General features: G+C 73.6%; 18 protein-coding genes. 8 read left to right on the forward strand and 10 right to left on the reverse strand.

The window, feature by feature from the left end; translation table 11 throughout:
- Window positions 1–18 precede the first annotated feature (18 nt).
- The 6 genes from Pdca_RS16090 to Pdca_RS16115 all read left to right on the forward strand — a co-directional run bounded on the left by Pdca_RS16090 (window position 19) and on the right by Pdca_RS16115 (window position 7,441).
- A complete protein-coding gene (locus tag Pdca_RS16090; protein ID WP_125911433.1) occupies window positions 19–2,127 on the forward strand; it encodes an HNH endonuclease signature motif containing protein in 2,109 nt (702 codons plus the stop codon).
- Window positions 2,128–2,431: 304 nt separating this feature from the next.
- Window positions 2,432–4,129, forward strand: a complete 1,698-nt coding sequence (locus Pdca_RS16095) for an ABC-F family ATP-binding cassette domain-containing protein (RefSeq protein ID WP_085912200.1) — start codon at window positions 2,432–2,434, stop codon at window positions 4,127–4,129.
- A gap of 4 nt (window positions 4,130–4,133) precedes the next feature.
- A complete protein-coding gene (locus Pdca_RS16100; RefSeq protein WP_174824279.1) occupies window positions 4,134–4,685 on the forward strand; it encodes an isochorismatase family protein in 552 nt (183 codons plus the stop codon).
- Window positions 4,682–5,596, forward strand: a complete 915-nt coding sequence (locus tag Pdca_RS16105) for a GlxA family transcriptional regulator (RefSeq protein WP_085912201.1) — start codon at window positions 4,682–4,684, stop codon at window positions 5,594–5,596. Before Pdca_RS16100 ends, Pdca_RS16105 begins: the two co-directional genes overlap by 4 nt.
- A gap of 91 nt (window positions 5,597–5,687) precedes the next feature.
- Entirely contained in the window at window positions 5,688–6,059 is a 372-nt protein-coding gene (locus Pdca_RS16110) for a YciI family protein (protein WP_085912202.1), read from the forward strand.
- Window positions 6,060–6,226: 167 nt separating this feature from the next.
- Entirely contained in the window at window positions 6,227–7,441 is a 1,215-nt protein-coding gene (locus Pdca_RS16115) for an RNA polymerase sigma factor (protein ID WP_232021593.1), read from the forward strand.
- An 83-nt stretch (window positions 7,442–7,524) separates the two neighbouring features.
- Here Pdca_RS16115 and Pdca_RS16120 read toward each other — a convergent pair whose 3' ends face one another.
- Entirely contained in the window at window positions 7,525–8,175 is a 651-nt protein-coding gene (locus Pdca_RS16120; protein WP_085912203.1) for a TetR/AcrR family transcriptional regulator, read from the reverse strand.
- 107 nt (window positions 8,176–8,282) lie between these two features.
- On the opposite strand from Pdca_RS16120, the gene Pdca_RS16125 reads away from it, so the two are divergent.
- Window positions 8,283–9,035, forward strand: coding sequence for a sulfite exporter TauE/SafE family protein (locus Pdca_RS16125; RefSeq protein WP_085912337.1), 753 nt, complete (start codon window positions 8,283–8,285; stop codon window positions 9,033–9,035).
- 30 nt (window positions 9,036–9,065) lie between these two features.
- Here Pdca_RS16125 and Pdca_RS16130 read toward each other — a convergent pair whose 3' ends face one another.
- A complete protein-coding gene (locus tag Pdca_RS16130) occupies window positions 9,066–9,878 on the reverse strand; it encodes a CPBP family intramembrane glutamic endopeptidase (RefSeq protein ID WP_158092114.1) in 813 nt (270 codons plus the stop codon).
- Window positions 9,879–10,130: 252 nt separating this feature from the next.
- On the opposite strand from Pdca_RS16130, the gene Pdca_RS16135 reads away from it, so the two are divergent.
- The gene (locus Pdca_RS16135; protein ID WP_085912205.1) at window positions 10,131–10,358 is read left to right on the forward strand and encodes a hypothetical protein; all 228 of its coding nucleotides are present in this window, start codon (window positions 10,131–10,133) and stop codon (window positions 10,356–10,358) included.
- A gap of 10 nt (window positions 10,359–10,368) precedes the next feature.
- On the opposite strand, the gene Pdca_RS16140 is transcribed toward Pdca_RS16135, so the two are convergent.
- The 8 genes from Pdca_RS16140 to Pdca_RS16175 all read right to left on the reverse strand — a co-directional run bounded on the left by Pdca_RS16140 (window position 10,369) and on the right by Pdca_RS16175 (window position 18,525).
- Window positions 10,369–10,593 (reverse strand): PLDc N-terminal domain-containing protein, encoded by a 225-nt coding sequence (locus tag Pdca_RS16140; RefSeq protein ID WP_085912206.1) that lies wholly within the window; start codon window positions 10,591–10,593, stop codon window positions 10,369–10,371.
- 305 nt (window positions 10,594–10,898) lie between these two features.
- Window positions 10,899–12,305 carry an MFS transporter gene (locus tag Pdca_RS16145; protein WP_197719996.1) on the reverse strand — a complete coding sequence of 469 codons (1,407 nt, stop codon included), beginning with the start codon at window positions 12,303–12,305 and terminating at the stop codon, window positions 10,899–10,901.
- Between the two features lie 233 nt (window positions 12,306–12,538).
- Entirely contained in the window at window positions 12,539–13,309 is a 771-nt protein-coding gene (locus Pdca_RS16150; protein WP_085912207.1) for an SDR family NAD(P)-dependent oxidoreductase, read from the reverse strand.
- On the reverse strand, window positions 13,306–14,286 hold the full coding sequence (locus Pdca_RS16155; protein WP_085912208.1) for a 3-hydroxyacyl-CoA dehydrogenase family protein: 981 nt from the start codon (window positions 14,284–14,286) through the stop codon (window positions 13,306–13,308). The genes Pdca_RS16150 and Pdca_RS16155 overlap by 4 nt, the downstream gene beginning before the upstream one ends.
- Before the next feature lie 10 nt (window positions 14,287–14,296).
- Window positions 14,297–15,232, reverse strand: a complete 936-nt coding sequence (locus tag Pdca_RS16160; RefSeq protein WP_197719997.1) for a sugar phosphate isomerase/epimerase family protein — start codon at window positions 15,230–15,232, stop codon at window positions 14,297–14,299.
- A 97-nt stretch (window positions 15,233–15,329) separates the two neighbouring features.
- On the reverse strand, window positions 15,330–16,040 hold the full coding sequence (locus tag Pdca_RS16165) for a GntR family transcriptional regulator (RefSeq protein ID WP_085912209.1): 711 nt from the start codon (window positions 16,038–16,040) through the stop codon (window positions 15,330–15,332).
- Window positions 16,037–16,804, reverse strand: coding sequence for a triose-phosphate isomerase family protein (locus Pdca_RS16170; protein WP_174824280.1), 768 nt, complete (start codon window positions 16,802–16,804; stop codon window positions 16,037–16,039). Before Pdca_RS16170 ends, Pdca_RS16165 begins: the two co-directional genes overlap by 4 nt.
- Window positions 16,798–18,525: a dihydroxyacetone kinase family protein gene (locus tag Pdca_RS16175; protein WP_085912210.1), complete on the reverse strand. Its 1,728-nt coding sequence runs from the start codon at window positions 18,523–18,525 to the stop codon at window positions 16,798–16,800. Before Pdca_RS16175 ends, Pdca_RS16170 begins: the two co-directional genes overlap by 7 nt.
- Window positions 18,526–18,570: the final 45 nt, after the last annotated feature.

Below are 18,570 nucleotides of genomic sequence, written 5' to 3' on the forward strand. Positions count from 1 at the left end.
GTGGGGGAGCTCCGCCGGATGACCACCGACCGGCCCGACGCATCATCGACCTCCGTCGGTCGCGGACGTACCCGATCTCGGTCCTGTGTGGAATTGCCTGGAATTCGTTCTAGAGAGCGGCACACAATCCCCGGTAGACTCGAACACATGTTCGACATCGATGGTGGGTTGCTCAGCCCGGAGGCGGTCGCGGCCGATCCGTGCCCGCACGGCATGACCCGCGAGCTGTGCGGGCTGCTGTGCGGGGATGACGATCCGGCCGTCACGGTGGATCCGGATCGGCCGGTGGGTTTCGCGTTGGCGTTGGACTGTCAGCTCGCCGGGGACAGCCCCGAACTGCTCGACGATGCCCAGCTGCTCGATGTGGTCGAGGGTGCCGAGCGGATGGAACGCTGGGCCTCGGCGCTGCGTACCCGGATGCTGGCCGTGTTCGCCGACCGGCACCCACCGGGCAGCAGCGCGCCGCCACCGGGCGCGGATTCGGGTGCGGCGGCGCCGGTGGGGCGGTGGTTACCCGACCAGGTCGCACTCACGTTGCGGGTGTCGTTGGAGGAGGCCCGCTGCATGCTCGCGGGCGCGGTCAGGTTCGCGCATGTGCTTCCGGCGACCCTGGCGGAGTGGGAGGCGGGCCGGATCGACGAGCGCAAGGCCGACGCGATCGCACACGCCACGAGCGTCCTGACCGATGAGGTGGCGCGGGAGGTCGAGGCACGAGTGTTGCCCGGCGCGGCTGCCGCGCCCCGCCGGTTGTTGCAGGATCGGTTGCGTCGCACCGTGGCGCGGGTGGACCCGCAGGGTGCGGCGCGGCGGCACGAGCGGGCCAAGGCTGATCGGCGGATGTCGATCAGCCGGTCCGATGACGGGATGGCCTCGTTGTGGCTCTCCGCCGCCGCCGAGCAGACCGAGGCGTCGTGGCGGTCGGTGGACCGGCTGGCCAGATCCCTGGGCGCCGACGACCCGCGCACGCTGGAGCAGCGGCGGGTCGACCTGGCCCACCAACTCTTGCAGGGCACGGTGTCGATCACCGACCTGGCCGCGGTCCGAGAGGCCGTCTGCCAGGTCCTCGCCGCCGGAGCAAACGCCACAGTCGGTGCGGGCACGACAGCCGGTGCAGCCGGCGGAGACGGTGCAGCCGGTGTAGGTGCTGGAGGCGGTGCAGGTGCTGGAGGTGGCGCAGCCCGGCCGGCCGGTGCCGGACCGGTTGACGGTGCCACAACCAGCTGGGCTCGCGGGGCCATCGGATCCCGTGGGGTTAACGGATCCTGTGGGGCCACCGGGGGAACCCGGGAAGCCGGCGTCGCCGATACTGCCGCGTCGGCGGGTCTGTCGCCCGAGGCGCTGGCCGAGGTGGTCGCTCAGGTGTTGGCGGCCAGGGCGGATCCGGTGGCGGCAATCGGGCGCAAGCCGCTGATCCAGGTCGTCGTCTCGCTCGACACACTGCTCGGCGACGACCGCCCGGCCGAACTGGTCGGACACGGACCGATCCCGGCAACCACAGCCCGGGCACTGGCCGCCGGCGGCGTATGGGCCCGACTGGTCGTGGACCCGCTCTCGGGAGAGGTCCGCGACCGCGGACGCAGCACCTACGCCCCACCCGATGACCTGGCCGATCTGGTGCGAGCCCGCGACGGCATCTGCCGCGGACCGTTGTGCAGCAGACCGATCCGCGATCTCGACCACCTCGTCCCCTGGGCCGACGGTGGTATGACCGACGCGGCGAACCTGCACGGTCTGTGCCTGCACCACCACAAACTCAAAGACGCACCCGGCTGGCAGGTCGTCGCCGGAGAGGACGGGTCGCTCACCTGGATCAGCCCGTGCGGGCGCCGGGAGACGACCCGGCCGCACGACTACCGGCCGCACCTCGGGACCGGGGACGCGACAGCGCCCGACGCCGGCCCGCGCAGCGGGAGCAGCCGGACCGGCGGGATCAGCGCGAGCAACGGGACCGGCGGGATCAGCGAGAGGAACGGGACCAGCGGGAGCAACGGGGGAGCGGCGGACGCGATGCGTCCGGCAACGGACCCTTACGTCGGCCGAGCCGACAGCGGCGATGTTGACGGCGACGGCGATGTTGACGGCGATGGCGACGGCGATGGACTCGACGATGACGTGCCGCCGTTCTGAACCGGGAGCCCGCCGGGGGCATGGACGGACCGAGCCGCGGCGGCCGCTGGTCCGGGTTCTACCGGTCGGTGAGCGCTACGACCCGCCTCCCACCTGCACCGCGTCCCGGCGGATATCCGCTCGCCGGTCGCGCCGGGCGCTGCTAGCGTCGATCCCATGGCACGAGGTATCTGGTCGCAGAAGGTTCGCAGCGCCCGCTGACGGCGGCGCCTCTCCTTCCACTCTGATCGCGTCCGCCGTCCCGGTTTCCCGCCGGGCGGCCGTCTTCTGCTGCCCGGCTCGACTGCGAGCTGCGGAGCACATCGTGAACCACCACCCTGAACAATCCCCGTTCGACGCCCACGTCCGCGCCGACGGCGTCTCCGTGACCCGCGGGGCACGCCGTGTCCTGCACGGCGTCACGGTCACCGTGTCCGCGCGGTCCCGGATCGCCGTGGTCGGCGAGAACGGGCGCGGCAAGACGACGCTGCTGCACGTCCTGGCCGGCATCGTCGTCCCCGACGGGGGGCGCGTGCAGCGCGCCGGCACGCTCGGACTCGCCCGCCAGGAACTGTCCGCCCACCCCGGCGACACCGTGGGCACGCTGACCTCCGAGGCGCTGCGGGCACCGCAACAGGCACTGCGTGCACTGGACGCCGCGACACTGGACCTGACCGACGGAGTCGCAGGCGCCGACGACCGGTTCGCCGCCGCGCTCGACGCGGCCACCCGGCTCGACGCCTGGGACGCCGAACGCCGCGTCGATGTCGCGTTGGCGGCACTCGGCGCCTGCACCGACCGCGACCGCGAGCTGGCGACGCTCTCGGTGGGACAGCGCTACCGGGTCCGGCTGGCGTGCCTGCTCGGCGCCCGGCACGACGTGCTGCTGCTCGACGAACCGACCAACCACCTCGACGCCGCCGGGCTCGACTTCCTGACCGCGACACTGCGCGAGCACCCGGGCGGGCTCGCCGTCGTCAGCCACGACCGGGCCCTGCTGCGTGCCGTCACCGACCGGTTCCTCGATCTCGACCCGACCCGCGACGGGCTGCCCCGGCTCTACGCCGGCGGCTACGACGCCTGGCAGGACGGCCGGCGACGGGAACGGGAACGCTGGATCCGGGACCACGAGGAGCAGCAGGCCGAACACCGCAGGCTGGCCGACGCCGTCACCCGGGCACGGGACCGGCTCAGCACCGGCTGGCGCCCGGACAAGGGGACCGGCAAGCACCAGCGGCAGTCCAGGGCACCGGGCGTCGTGCAGGCACTGAACCGGCAGCAGGACGCGCTGGACGCGCACCGCCTCGACGTGCCGACCCCGCCGCCGTCGCTGCGGTGGCCGGATCTCGGCGTCCGTCGTGGGGCGCCGCAGCTGCGGGCGCACGGGGTGGCCGTGCACGGGCGGCTCACCGGCCCGGTCCATCTCACCCTCGACGGGGGTGACCGGCTGCTCGTGACCGGGCCGAACGGTGCCGGGAAATCGACCCTGCTCGCCGTCCTGGCCGGTGATCTCGCTCCGGACCGTGGGTACCTGCGGATCGCCGCCGGGGCCCGGATCGCCCGGGTCACCCAGGAGACCGCGGCGTCCGACCCCCAGCTCACCGCCCGGGAGGTGCATGCCCGGTACGTGGGGCGGCTGGTCGCGCGCGGCGTGCTCACCGACGCCGCGGCGGTGCCGCTCGGCGCGCTCGGGCTACTGGACCGGGACGCGATGACGGTCCCGGTCGGCCGGATGTCGCAGGGGCAGCGCCGTCGCCTCGACCTGGCGCTGGCCCTCGCCGGGCGGCCCGGGCTGATCCTGCTCGACGAGCCGACCAACCACCTGTCGGCGACGCTGGTCGACGAGCTGACCGGGGCGCTGCGGGACACGGATGCTGCGGTCGTGGTGGCGACCCACGACCGGCAGCTGCTGCGCGACCTGGCCGGCTGGCCGCGGCTGGAGCTCGGCGCACCGGCTGACCGGATCGTTCCGGTTCCGGACCGGCCGGACCCTGTCGGCGGGTCCGCGGCGCGGGCAGGCTGAGCGTGTGACGACAGCGCTGCTGGTGATCGATGTGCAGGAGTCGTTCCGGGCCCGGCCCGGCGACTGGGCGGGCGTGTCCACCCCGGACATCGCGGACCGGGTGCGGGAGCTCGTGCGGCACACCCGCGCCCGGGGCCGTCAGGTGTTCTGGATCCTGCACACCGAGCCCGGCACCGGGACGGTGTTCGACCCGGCCGGCGAGCACGTCCGGCTGCTCCCCGGGCTCGAACCGTCGGCCGCGGAGCCGGTGCTGCACAAGACGACGCACAACGCGTTCAGCTCCACCGATCTGGACGAACGGCTGCGCGCGGCCGGGGTGACCGACGTCGTGGTGTGCGGGATCCGCACCGAGCAGTGCTGCGAGACCACCGCCCGGCTGGCCTCCGATCTCGGATACGGCGTCGAGTTCGTGCTGGACGCGACGGCGACGATGCCGCTGCCGAGCTGGGACGGCGACGGCGTGCTCGACCCCGCACAGGTGCTGCAGCGCACCGCGAGCGCGCTGCAGCACCGGTTCGCGACGGTGACCACGCTGGCCGGTCACCTGGCGTCGTGACCGGCGTCGTGTTCGTCGTCCCGCCGCGGGTGCACCTGCTCGATCTCGCCGGGCCCGCCCAGGTGTTCTCCACGGCGGCCGACCTGGGACTGGGCTACCCGCTGTCCTACGTCGGCGACCGGGAGACGATCACCAGCCACCAGGGTGTCCCGCTGACCGTGCGGACCGGGGCACCGCTGCCGGACCGGTCCGACGTCGTCGTCGTGCCGGGGCACCGGATCGGGGACCGGGAGCCCCGCGGCGGGCTCTCCGCGGACCTGCTCGAGTGGGTCCGGGCACATCACGACGCGGGCGGGCGGGTGATGAGCGTGTGCGCCGGCGCCTTCTCGCTCGCCGAGGCCGGGCTCCTGGACGGCCGCCGGGCGACCACCCACCACGACATCCAAAATGCGCTCGCCCGCCGGTTCCCGGCGGTGCGGGTGGTGCCGGACGTGCTCTACGTCGCCGACGACCGGATCGTGACGTCCGCCGGCATCGCCAGCGGGATCGACCTGGCCCTGCACCTGGTGGCGGTCGAGCACGGACCGGCACCGGCGGCGCGGATCGCCCGCTCGATGGTCGTCCCGGCCCGGCGCAACGGATCCGATCCGCAGGCGAGCACGATGCTGCGGCACCGAGACCATCTCGTCGACGCCGTGCACCGGGCCCAGGACGTACTCGACGCGCGCTTCACCGAGACCGTCCCGCTCGCTGTGCTGGCCCGGTCGGCCCGGGTCAGCGAGCGCACCCTGACCCGCCGGTTCCGGGCGGCCACCGGCCGCACACCCCTGCAGTACCAGCAGGCGCTGCGGATCGAACGGGCCGAAGCGCTGATCGGGCAGGGCTGGACGGCCGAGGCGGCCGCCAGGGACGTCGGGTTCGGCGACGCCCGGATGCTGCGGCGACTGAGAGCCGGATCACACACCGGATGAGAAGGTGGTGTCGATTCCGGGCTGGGCCGTTCGTCAGGAGGGTGGCGGCGCCGGACCGGCCGGTCGATCCGCCCATCCGAGGGGAGCCACGATGGCCCGGTACGTGTTCCTGATGTTCGACTCCGAGGACTGGTACGACGACGTCGACGAGCAGGGGATCGCCGAAGAGATGCGGCTGCACGAGGAGTTCATGGCGGCGGTCCGCGCGGCCGGGGCGAGCGTGGTCGGCGGTGAGGCACTGGAGCGGTCGACGTCGGCGACCACGGTGCGGCGCGGGGACGGTGCGACCCCGATGGTCACCGACGGCCCGTTCGCCGACACCAAGGAGGCCCTCGGTGGTTTCTACGTGATCGAGGCCGTCGATCTCGACGTCGCGCTGCGGCTCGCTGCGCTCTGCCCGGCCGGGACCGTCGAGGTGCGGCCGGTGCTCGACACCGGCGACGACGACCCGGCGACCCCCTGAGCGGGACCGGTGCCGGGGCGGCCGGGAATCGGCCCGGGGCGAGCCGGCGCGGGCCGGTCAGGGCTGCGGCCGGGTCGGTCGAGGACGGGCCTACCGGGGCTGGGCCCGGGGCGGCCGGGGACGAGCCGGAGGCGGCGCTGCGGCGGGCATATCGCGAGGCGTGGCCCGTGGTGGTGGCCGCGACCGCCCGGGTGACCCGCGATCTGGATCTCGCCGAGGACTGCACCCAGGACGCGTTCGTCCGCGCACTGGGTGCCTGGGCGGACGGCGTCCCCGGCAACCCCACCGGCTGGCTGACCGTCACGGCCCGGCGGATCGCGCTCGACCGGCTGCGGCGGGAGACGGCACTGCGCCGCAGGCTCCCGCTGCTGGTCGAACCCGGCGGCGGGGCGGAGGACGAACCGGAGCCCGCTGATCCGCTGCGGCTGGTGTTCGCCTGCTGCCATCCGGCGCTGGCCCGCGAGTCGCAGGTGGCGCTGACCCTGCGCCTGCTGTGCGGCGTCGACACCACCGCGATCGCCGCGGTGCTGCTCGCCGGGGAGGCCGGTGTCGCGGCGCGGATCACCCGGGCCAAGCGCAAGATCGCGTCGGCCCGCATCCCGTTCCGGATCCCGGACGACGACGAGCTGCCGGCCCGGCTCGACGCCGTCCTGACCGTCGTGCACCTGCTCTACACGGCCGGACACGTCGGCTCCGGCCCGGCCCTGACCAGCACCGACCTGACCGGACGGGCGTTCGGGCTGGCCCGGATGCTGGTCCGGCTGCTGCCCGACGAGCCGGAGCCGCGGGCGCTGCTCGGGCTGCTCCTGCTGACCGAGGCGCGCGCCGGGGCGCGCACCGACGGCGGGGGCGAGCTGGTGCTGCTCGACGACCAGGACCGCTCCGGCTGGGACCGCCGGATGATCGCCGAGGGTCTCACCCTGGCGACGGCGGCACTGCGCCCCGGACCGGATGCCGGGCACGGGCGGTTCGCCCTGCAGGCTGCCGTCGCCGGGCTGCACGCCGTCGCCCCGTCGCCGGAGCGGACCGACCGGGCGCTGATCGTCACGATCTACGACGCGCTGATGCGGGTGGCGCCGTCACCGGTGGTCGCGCTCAACCGGGCGGCCGCCCGCAGCAGGGTTCCGGGGGCCGATCTGGCAGCGGTGCTCACCGACCTGGAGGCGCTCGCGGACGATCCGGCGCTCGCCCGCTACCCGTACCTGCCCGCGGCCCGGGCCGACGTACTGAGCCGTCTCGGCCGTACCGGGGAGGCGGCGGTGGCCTACGACGCGGCGCTGGAGCTCACCGCGAACCCGGTGGAGCGGCGCTTCCTCGCCGGGCGCCGGGAGGCGGCCCGTGCATCGACGGGCTCAGCAGGGGGTAGCGGCCCCGGCCGGTAGCGGCGGGCTGGGCAGGACGAGGGCGGGGCAGAGAGCGCCGCGGGCGCTGACGGGCTCGGCGGGAGTCAGCGGGCTGCGTGAGATCACAGGGCGGCGTCGAGCACCCGGCGCAGGCCGCTCTCGAACAGCGGCTCCCCGCCACCGGCCCCGCGGGCCACCGCGCCACCCAGCAACCGGGTCAGCACCGGCAGCCGGTCCGCCCGGCCGGACCGTTCGAGATCCGCCACCGTCGGCAGCCGGTCACCGGCCAGCGCGGCCGCACCGCGCACGTAACCGTGCACCAGGTGCAGCACCTCCACCGCGGTGCCCAGTGGGTGCCCGGCGCCGACGACGTGCGCGAGCAACGCCTCCGCCCAGCCGCACTCCGCCGGCCCGGCCTGCCGCGGCCCGGCCATCAGCGCGACCACCCAGGGGTGCTCGTCGAGTACGTCGCGCAACGCGGTCGCCCAGATCTCCAGCCCCAGCCGCACCGGGCAGCCGGTCAGGTCCGGTGGCTCACCGAGCGCGGACTCCAGGACCAGATCGACCAGCGCGTCCTTGCCGGGCACGTGCCGGTACAGCGACATCGGGGCGGACCCGAGCTCGCGGGCCAGCCGGGGCATGGAGACGGCCTCGAGTCCCTCGGCGTCGGCGACCTCCAACGCGGTCGCGACGATCCCCGCCCGGTCGAGGGTGCGGCCGGCCGGCCGGGGCGGAGCGGCCCAGCGGGGATCCTCGGAGGTCGTCAGGGGCACGTGTTGATCATTACACGCGTTGCGTGTGGTGGCCTACGCACGTGGCGTAAGGCATACGCGTCGTGGGCCGGCCGGGTCGCCGAGGACCGGCGCCTAGAGTGCTCGGCGTGCAAGGGTGGGAGGTCGCGGTCATCGCGCTGGCCGGGCTGTGGGCGGGGCTGATCAACACCGTCGTCGGCTCGGGGACGCTGGTGACCTTCCCGGTGCTGGTCGCCCTCGGATACCCACCGGTGACGGCGACGACGTCGAACGCGATCGGCCTGATCTCCGGCACGATCACCGGGGCCGTCGGGTACCGCAAGGAGCTGACCGGGCACGGCCGCAGGCTCGCCGGCTACGCGGTGGCGTCGTTCCTGGGGGCGATCGGCGGCGCCGCGTTGCTGCTCTCGCTGCCGCCGGACGCGTTCGAGACCATCGTGCCGGTGCTGGTGGGGCTCTCGGTGCTGCTGGTGGCGGTGCAGCCGCTGCTCGCCCGGCGGCTCAAGGAGCGGGCAAAGCCGGCCCAGGCGTCCGGGCCGCTGGTGTACCTGGCCGTCTTCGCGGTCGGGATCTACGGCGGCTACTTCACCGCCGCGCAGGGGATCATGCTGGTCGGGTTGCTGGGGCTGCTCGTTGCCGATCCGCTGCAGCGGCTGAACGCGTTCAAGAACACCCTCGCCGCGGTGGTGAACCTGGTCGCCGGCGTGATCTACGCGGTGGTGGCGCCGGTCGACTGGACGGTGGTCGGGATCATCGCGGTGAGCTCGATCTTCGGCGGCCTGCTGGGGGCGAAGGTGGGCAGGCGGCTGCCTCCCACGGTGCTGCGCGCGGTGATCGTCGTGGTCGGGATCGCGGCGATCGCGTTCCTGCTGCTGGACTAGTACCAGCGCCGCGGGGACGAACCCGGAGCGTCAGCTCATCCTGCGGCGCAGCACGAGCACGGCCAGCAGGATCGCGGCCAACGCGCCGAAGGCGACGTACTCCATGGAGGTGGGGTTCGCGGGATCGACCTGGGTGCTCAGCACGCTGAAGTCCCACCAACCGTGCGCCAGCATCGCCATCGTCAGGGCGCCGGTGCTGCGGAACACGAGATAGAACACGAATCCGGTGCCGGTGGTCAGCACGACCTGCAGGAGTGCGTTGCCGAACTCGCCGGTGACGAGCCCGTTGGAACCGTGCGCGACACCGAACACGATGCTGGTCCAGAGCCCGACCCGGAACTCGGTGAAGCCGGCCCGGCGGAAGACCTGCACGCCGACACCGCGGAACAGCAGCTCCTCGGCGAACCCGACCATCATGGTGGCGACCAGCAGGGCTCCGACGAAGGCGACGCCCTTGCCGGCGAGGCCGCCGTAGTCGGTGACGACCACGCCGGTCAGCAGCAGGACGACCGGAATCGCGATGAGCCAGGGGCGCATCGTGCGGGGCTCGACGAAGATCGTCTGCCAGGAGCGCAGGTACGTCACGGCCGCGAGGGCGACGATGCAGCCGATGCCGACCGGGATCAGGATCTGGCGGAGGATCGCGTCGGTGGAGGTCAGACCGCTCTCGCCGGCGCCCTGATCCGCGGCCAGCCAGATCGCTGCGCCCTGCACCAGCGCCAGGTATCCGAGGACCAGGACCAGGAAGTGCCACACCCGCAGCCGCGGCCCCGGTGCGGGTACCTCCGCCGGAGGCTCCGCGCCCTGCGGCGTACCCGCGCCGTCGGGTGTCGAGGTCGTCACCACGGTCGATCTCCTTCTCATCGGCGGCAGTGCCGCTCCGATGCCCGCGGCGCCCCGCGACCGGGAGACCGGGATGTCCGCCGGCCACGTCCGATCGATCGAGGGGGCGCCGTGCGACGCGCAAGGTTAGCGGGACGAGACTCCGGTCATCGCCCGTGGCTCGCCACCAGACGGGTGGTCTCCCGCGCCGGCGCACGGGTGCCGCTGCAGCGTCCCGCGATCGCTGTCGGGGGTCCGTGCTCTGCTGCACCCATGGACGAGGACCGGGCGGTCGCGCTGGTCGCCGCGTTCGCGGCGCTGGCCGGCCGGGAGATCGCCGACGCGGAGGCCCGCGCGACCGTCGCGCACTCCCGCGCGCTGAGCCCGGGCGCAGCCAACGCGATCTGGGGCCGGCTCCGGCAGGCGCCGGGAACCGTGTCACTGCGCGACTACCTGGCGATGACGCTCCGCTTCGTCGAGCAGGAGCCGCCCACCCGGTGAGAGCCGACGGTCAGCGCTTGCGGCCGCGCGCGAAGTAGGTGATCGGGCCGGCGAAGTTCACCAGTGCGGCCAGCGCCCACACCCACCGCGGACCGTTCACCTCGGACGGGGCGCGCCGGGCCAGGTCCGCCCATGCCGCACCGAGCAGTCCGAACTGGAGCACCCCCGCGAGCACCACCGCGACCCGGCCGGTCGTCCCCAGCTGGTTCCAGCGCACCTTCGATCCTGTTGCCATCGCCCGATCCTGGCAGACCCCGGAACACGGGTCATCCATGCCGTGCGCCGGGCCTACGGTGTGCGCAGCGAACGGCAGGGGACAGCGATGAGCTTGACCGGAGCGGCCGAGGCCGCGGTGCCGTCGACGATCGAGGGCCTGCGCGGCTGTGTCGAGATCGAGACCCCGCGTGACGACCGGCTGTCCCTGGGGAAGGGACTGTCCTGGCTGGACGGGCTGCTCGGGGACCGGCCCGGCGGCGGTATCCGATCCAACGTGACGGCGGGGCACGCCTGGCGCGGTGCGCGGGGCGGCGTCGTCTCGGATCACCGCCCGGTCTCCCGGCGGGCCGCGCCCGGTGCGTCACCGAGCAGGTCGTCGGCGCGGGCGGTGAAGAACCGGGTGCCCCAGGTCATCGCGGCGGCGAGGAAGGCCAGCACCCCCAGCGAGAGCACGCCCCACATGCCGGTGTCGGTCGGAACCAGGTCGTTGATCGCGGTCCGCATGATCGGCGCGACGAAACCACCGAGGTTGCCGATCGAGTTGATCAGCCCGATCCCGGTCGCCGCTGCCGCCCCGGCGAGGAAAGCGGTCGGGAACGACCAGCTGATCGGACCGGCGCAGAGGAACGCCGAGACCGCCACCGTGATCGCGGCGATGCCGAGCAGCGCCTGGCCGTTCGCACCGGCCCAGCCCGACACCAGGATCGCGGTGCCGGTCACGGCGAACGCGATCGTTCCCCAGTTGCGCCTGCGCCGCAGCGTGTCCGCGTGCCGTCCGATGTAGTAGCAGGCGAACAGGCCGACCGCCCACGGGATGGCGGTGACCAGCCCGACCTCCCAGCCGACGTCCCGCCCGATCAGCGACGACACCTGTTGCGGCAGGTAGAAGGTGGTGCCGTAGACGGCGATCTGCAGGCAGAAGTAGATGACCGTGAAGTACCAGACCTTCGCGCTGAGCATCGCCGGGACGATGCCGCGGGGCCCGTCGGAGTCCTTGACGGCGTTCTCGTGCTCCATCACCTCGCGCATCGCCGTCTTCTCCTCGGTACTGAGGAACGGGGCCTTCGAGGGGGAGTCGATGAGCACGAACAGCGCGACGATGCCGGCGACGACGGCCATCATGCCCTGCATGAAGAACATCACCTGCCAGCCGAGGAACGGCGTGAACCGGTTACCGAAGCTGATCATCACCCCGGACAACGGGCCGCCGACCATCTGGCTGAACGGCTGTGCGAGGTAAAAGATCGCGAACATCTGCACGCGTTTGCGGTTCGGGAACCACTCGGCGAGGAACATGATGACGCCGGGGAACAGCCCGGCCTCCGCCACGCCGAGCAGGAACCGCAGCACGATGAACATCGTGTCGTTGGTGGTGAAGGCGAACGCGGCGCCGACCAGGCCCCAGGTGATCGCGATCCGGGCCAGCCAGAACCGGGCCCCGTACTTCTTCAGCAGCAGGTTGCTGGGGATCTCGAACAGCGCGTAGCCGATGAAGAAGATGCCGGCGCCGAGCGCGAACGCCCCCGCGCTGACACCCCGGTCGACCTGCAGGCCCTCCTCGGCGAACGCGATGTTGGTGCGGTCCAGGAAGGCGACGAAGTACAGGATCACCAGCATCGGCATCAGCCGGCGGACCGACTTGCGGATCCCGGATTCCAGGTGCGGGCTGTTCAGCAGCTCCCGCGGCGCGTCAGCGGACGAGCCGGACGGCCCGGATGACGAGGTGGCCACGATCTCTCCTTCGAGCTCGAGGACGGTGCGGCGGGTGTGACAGGTGCGGCAGGTGCGGCGGGGTCAGCCGAGGATCAGGACGAGCCCGATCCCCGACAGCACGACGCCGACGGTCAGGAACGCGACCCGCGACCAGCTCCAGCCGGGGAAGGGGCCGGGACGGGGGGACTGCTCGGGCACGGTGCCTCCACGGTGGGACGGGTGCGGTCGGCGGCGCGGTCGCGCACGGCGACTCAGTGCATGTACAGGCCGCCGTCGACGTTGAGCGTCTGGCCGGTCACGAAGCCGGCGTCGGCGCTGATCAGGTAGGCGGCGGCGGCCGCGACGTCGCGCGGCGTGCCGATCCGGGTGAGCACACCGTCGGCCGCCATCGCGGCCTTGCGCTCCTCGCTCAGCGTGCCGCCCATGATGTCGGTGTCGATCGGGCCGGGGGAGATCACGTTCGCGGTCACCCCGTGCGGGCCCAGCTCGCGGGCGACCGACCGGATCAGCCCGACGATCCCGGCCTTGGCGGCGGAGTAGGGCGTCTTCGAGTAGGTACCGCCACCGCGCTGCGCCGACACCGACGACACACCGACGATCCGGCCGACTCCGTGCCCGACCAGCGAGCGGGCCACCCGCTGGGTGACCCAGTGGGTGCCCTCCAGGTTGATCGAGACGACCCGGCGCCATTCGTCGGCGTCGACGTCGAGATAGGGCACGGGGGAGGAGACCCCGGCGAACGCGACCAGCGCGACCAGCCGGGGCAGCTCGGCCTCCAGGGTGTCGACGGCGGCCACCGCGGCGGTCCGGTCGGCCACGTCCGCGCCGATCCCCACCGCACGCACGCCGTGCGCCGCGGCCACCTCGGCGGCGGTCGCCTCGGCCGCGGCAGCGTCGACGTCGATCAGCCCGACGTTCCAGCCGGCCTCGGCGAGATGGAAGGCGGTGGCGCGGCCGATCCCGCGCGGCGATCCGGCGCCGGTCAGGATGACGGTGCGCTCGGCCGGGAACGGGGCGCTCATCGGCCGGTCTCCTGGACCGGGGCCGGGCCGAGCTCGTCGAGCAGCTGCTGCATCCGCACGTAGGCGCGGTTGCGGTAGGCCACCAGCTCGGGCACCCGCTCGGCCGGGACGTCGAGGAACCCGCCGCCGGACTTGGTGCCCAGCCGGCCGTTCCCGACGTGCTCGGCCAGCGCGGGCGGGGTGGCGAAGCGCTCCGGCCAGCGGCCCTGCAACGACTCGAAGCAGAACTTGTAGACGTCCAGGCCCGCCATGTCGGCGATCGCGAACGGGCCGAAGAACGGCAGCCGGAAACCGAACGTGGTGCGGACGATGGTGTCGACGTCGGCCGCGTTCGCGACGCCTTCGTCGACCAGCTTGGAGGCCTCCTCGAACAGCGCGTACTGCAGCCGGTTGAGGACGAAGCCGTCGGCGTCGGAGATCCGGGCGGGATGCTTGCCGGTCGCCCGGACGATCTCCTCGACGCCGGGGATGATCGACTCGTCGGTCCCGGCGTGAGCGATCACCTCGACGCCCGGGATGAACGGCGCCGGATTGGAGAAGTGCACGCCGAGGAAGCGCTCCGGGTGCGTCACGGCCTCGGCGATCCGGCCGATCAGGATGGTCGAGGTGTTGGAGCCGATCACGGTCTCCGGTGCGGCGGCCGCGGAGACCCGGCGCAGCACGTCGTGCTTGATCTCGATCTTCTCGGGCACCGCCTCCTCGACGAAGGAGGCACCCTCGACGGCCTCCTCGAAGGACCCGGCGACGGTGACCCGCTCGGCGATCGTGTCGGGTGCGTGCGGGGGGAAGAGCTGGTCGGTGGCGAACTGCTTCGCCTCGCCGATCAGTCGTTCCCGGTTGGCGGTGCTGGTCGCCGCGTCGACGTCGGCGATCCGGACGTGCGCGCCGGCCAGGGCCAGTACCTGGGCGATCCCGCCGCCCATGTAGCCGCTGCCGATCACCGCGTAGGTACCGGTGAGAGTCGGTCGGGATGTCATGCGGGTCTCCTCAGGAGCGCGGGAGCAGGGTGCGCAGGTAGTCGCGGTTGGTGGCGCAGACGCCGAGCGAGTCGCCGCCGTACTGCTCCATCAGGAACGGGCCGCGGAATCCCAGCTCCACGGCGTCCCGCACGACCTGGCGGTAGTTGATGAGACCGAGCTCCATCGACGTCGGCGTGGAGCTGAACCAGGAGCCGTCACCGGCTTCGTCGCGGGCGTAGTTCTTGACGTGCCAGTAGTTGGCGTAGGGCAGCGTCTTGGCGTGCATCTCCCGCCAGTCCTCGATCGGCCGGTGCAGCCGGACGAGGTTGCCGATGTCGGGATTGAGGCCCACGTTGTCGAGCCCGATCTCCTGGATCAGCTGCACGGCGGAGTCGGCGGTGCCGAGGTAGGTGTCCTCGTACATCTCCAGCGCCATCGGCAGCCCGGCGTCCTGGGCGTGCTTGCCGAGCTCGCGCAGCCGGTCGACGGCGAACGCCCTGGTGTCGGCGTCGTCCGGGTCCTTCCAGCCGGGCGCGGTCCAGAACCAGAGCGCCCGCTTCTGGGCCTCGGAGAACGGGTGGTGCAGGCCGGTGGAGAACACGCTCATGCCCATCTCGGCGGCGGCGTCGACGGTGCGGTGCGCGTAGTCGAGGTTGCGGTCCTCCCGGCCGGGCTGCAGCACGCTCTGCCGCTGCACGTGCACCGAGATGATCGACACGCCGTGCCCCCCGGCGATCGAGAGCAGCTCGGCGCGGCGGCTCGGTTCCAGATCGGCCGGGCGGATGTGCGAGTCGGCCAGCTCCAGCTCGGTGAACCCGAGCGAGGCGACCTCGGCGAACAGCGCGTCCCAGCGCTCGGCGGGGGCGTCGTGCAGGGCGATCCCGTCCCGGCCGATCGGGGCGAAACCGTGCATGCACACGGCGATCGGCCAGGTGTCGGCGGTGAGATCGGGGCGAGCGGTCACAGCAGCTCCTCGTTCGCAGCGGTGCGAGAATCTTTCAGAGATCCTATAGGATTGTCCGGCGACGTCAATCGGGTTGATGGTCCGGATAGGAGCCGGGTCAGTCCCCGCGTTCGAGACGCAGCGAGCGCTCCCGGACGTTCTGCAGGTGCCGGGTCATGGCCTCGACCGGCGCGTCGATCTCGCCGGAGGCGAACGCCTCGACCACCGCGGCGTGCTCGGCGACCGCCTCCTCGACGTCCGGCACGCCGCGCAGCGCGGTCTGCCGCATCCGGTGCACCTGGGCCCCGAGCGTCTCGGACATGTCGAGCAGGTAGCGGTTGCCGCAGTGGTGCAGCACGACGGCGTGGAAGCCGGTGTCGGCGGCGAAGTACTCGGCGGTCAGCGGGAGATCGACCCGCCCCGCGTCGAGCGCCTCGGCCACCCGCTCACCGACCCGGGCGTGCTCGCGCTGTGCGCGCCGCAGCTCGTCGAGCAGCTCCGGGCCGGCCGGGGCTGCCATCCGGGTCGCGGTGGCCTCCAGCATCAGCCGGGCGTCGAAGAGCTCGGCCAGCTGCGGGGCACCCAGCGGCGGCGCGACCCGGTAGCCCTTCAGCGCCTCCCGGGTGACCAGGCCGGTGCGTTCGAGCTGGACCATCGCCTCCCGCACCGGGGTGGGGGAGACGGCCAGGTCGCGGGCGATGGTGTCGATCCCGAGCCGGGTGCCCGGTTCCAGGCCGCCGCTGAGCAGCAGCTCCAGGATCCGCTCGTAGACGTGGTCGCGCAGGCCGCGGCGCTCGATCCCGCCGCGCAGCCCCGGGGTGGCGCTCATCGGGCGTCCGCCGGGGTGGCGCCCAGCGCGAGCACCTCGTCGAGGATGACCCCGAGCGCGGCCGGATCGTGCGCGAACCGGCCGAGGAACATCCCGTCGACGCCGTCGGCGATCCGCGGCAGCAGCCCGGGGCCCGCGCTGCCGCCGTAGATCACCTCGCCGCCGGGCCCGGCGGCGAGGTGCGCGCGCAGCGCGGATCCGATCTCCCGTACGTGCTCCGGCGGTGCCGGTTGCGGGGCGCCGATCGCCCACACCGGCTCGTAGGCCACCACCAGCCGGCCGCCGATCCCGGCGGCCCCGGCCGGCGCGAGCGCGCTGTCGATCTGGGCCCGCACCGCGTCCGCGGCGCGCTGCGGGGTGTCCCGCTCGGTCTCCCCGACGCACAACACCGGGGTGAGCCCGGTGCGCAGCGCGGCGAGCGTCTTCGCGGCGACGACGTCATCGTTCTCGCCGAAGTGCGCCCGCCGCTCGGCGTGCCCGACCTCGACCATCGTCGCGCCGACCTCGGCGAGCACCGGGCCGGTGACCTCGCCGGTCCACGGGCCGTCGTCGTGCTCGGCGATGTCCTGCGCGCCGATCGCGATCCCGGCCGGGCCGGCGATCCCGACGGCGGCCGGGATCGTCGGGAACTGCGGCATCGCGAACAGCCGGACGGCGCCGGAGGCGACGGCGTCGTGTCCGCGGGCGGTCGCCGCCGCGGCGCGCAGCCACTCCACGGTGCGCGCGTGCGAGAACCAGGTCTTGAAGCTGATGCCGATCAGCACGTGGGCTCCTCCCGCAACCGTTGCCCGACGGTCCGCACGACCAGCGCGAACGAGACCGCCCCGGGATCCGGGGTGCCGATGCTGCGGTCCCCGTGCGATCGTGCCCGGCCCAGTCCGGCGCGCAGCTCGCGGGTCCCCTCCGCGGCGTCGGTCGCGGCCCGGGCGGCGGTGTCCCAGGCGTCGGCCAGGGTGTCCCCGGCGACGGTCCGCTCGTCGAGGGTGCGGACGAACGGCACGATCGCGTCGACCATCGTCTTGTCCCCGACGGTGGCTCCACCGGCCTTCGTCACCGCCTGCTCGGCCGCCCGCACCGCGTCGGCGACGGCGCGGGTGTCCGGTGCGGTGTCGTCGCCCAGCGCGCCGCCGAGCGCGTCGAGTGCGGCCGCCCAGATCGCGCCGGAGGTGCCGCCGGCCCGGTCGCCCCAGGCGTCGGCGGCCCGGCGCAGCACGGTCCCGGCGCCGGCACCGCGGCCGGCCGCGTCGGCGGCGGCGTCCCGGGCGGCCCGTCCGCCGCGCTGCATGCCGATGCCGTGGTCGCCGTCCCCGGCGACCCGGTCCAGCCTGCCGAACTCCTCGGCGTGCGCGTCGAGCTCGCCGGCGACGTCGGCGAGTGCGGCGGCGATCCGCGCACCGCAGGCCCGCGACCGCGGGGTGGCGTCGCCGATCACGGCGGCGGCCGTCGCGGGTGCCGTGCCGGTCGCGGCGGATCGGGTGCGCTGCCCGTCGACCCTGCCGCGGCGGAACGCCGGGGTGTCGCAGGGTGCGGTCCAGAGCCGTTCCAGCTCGTCGTCCGGCCACAGCAGGGTGAGCGAGGCGCCGGCCATGTCGAAGCTGGTGCAGAACTCGCCGACCTCCGGATCGACGATCTCCAGGCCGGTCTCGGCGAGCAGCCGGTGCACCGTGCCGTAGACGACGAACAGCTCCTCGTACTTCACCGAGCCGAGCCCGTTGAGGATCGGCACCACCCGGGTCCCGGCGCCGTCCGGGATCTCCGCGAGCAGCGTGGAGACCAGCAGCTCGGCGAGCGCGGCGGCGGTCGGGACGTCGGTCTCGTCGATCCCGGGCTCGCCGTGGATGCCGAGGCCGACCGCCATCCGGTTCTCCGGGACCCGGAACAGCGGCTCGTCGGCGCCGGGCAGCGTGCACCCGTCGAACGCGACGCCGAGCGACCGGGTCCGGTCGTTGGTCAGCCGGGCGACCCGCTCGACACCGTCGAGGTCGTAGCCGGCCGCGCAGGCCGCACCGGCGACCTTGAACACGGTGAGGTCACCGGCGATCCCACGGCGGTCGGCGCGCCGGTCGGCGGTCGCGCTCGACACGTCGTCGGTGACGACGACGGTCCGGCAGTCCACGCCGTCGGCGCGCAACCGCTCCTGGGCGGCGTCGAAGTTGAGCACGTCACCCGCGTAGTTGCCGTAGGACAGCAGCACGCCGCGACCCTGATCGGCCTCCGCGGCGACCGAGTGCACCTGCTGGGTGGACGGCGAGGCGAAGATGTTGCCCATCGCGGCGCCGTGCGCCAGCCCCGGCCCGACCAGCCCGGCGAACGCCGGGTAGTGCCCGGATCCGCCGCCGACCACCAGCGACACGGTCGGCTCGGCGTCGGCGGTGCTGCGGACCACCCCGCCGGGATGGGCGCGCACCCAGCGGGCGGACGCGGCGGCGAAGCCGGCCGTCATCTCGGCGCCGAAGTCGTCGGGGTCGTTGAACAGGCGCGTCATCGCGGTCCCATCGTCGAGCGGATCGGGTCCAGTGGCCGCCGGGAA

The sequence above is a fragment of the Pseudonocardia autotrophica genome, from assembly GCF_003945385.1.
GTDB lineage: Bacteria > Actinomycetota > Actinomycetes > Mycobacteriales > Pseudonocardiaceae > Pseudonocardia > Pseudonocardia autotrophica.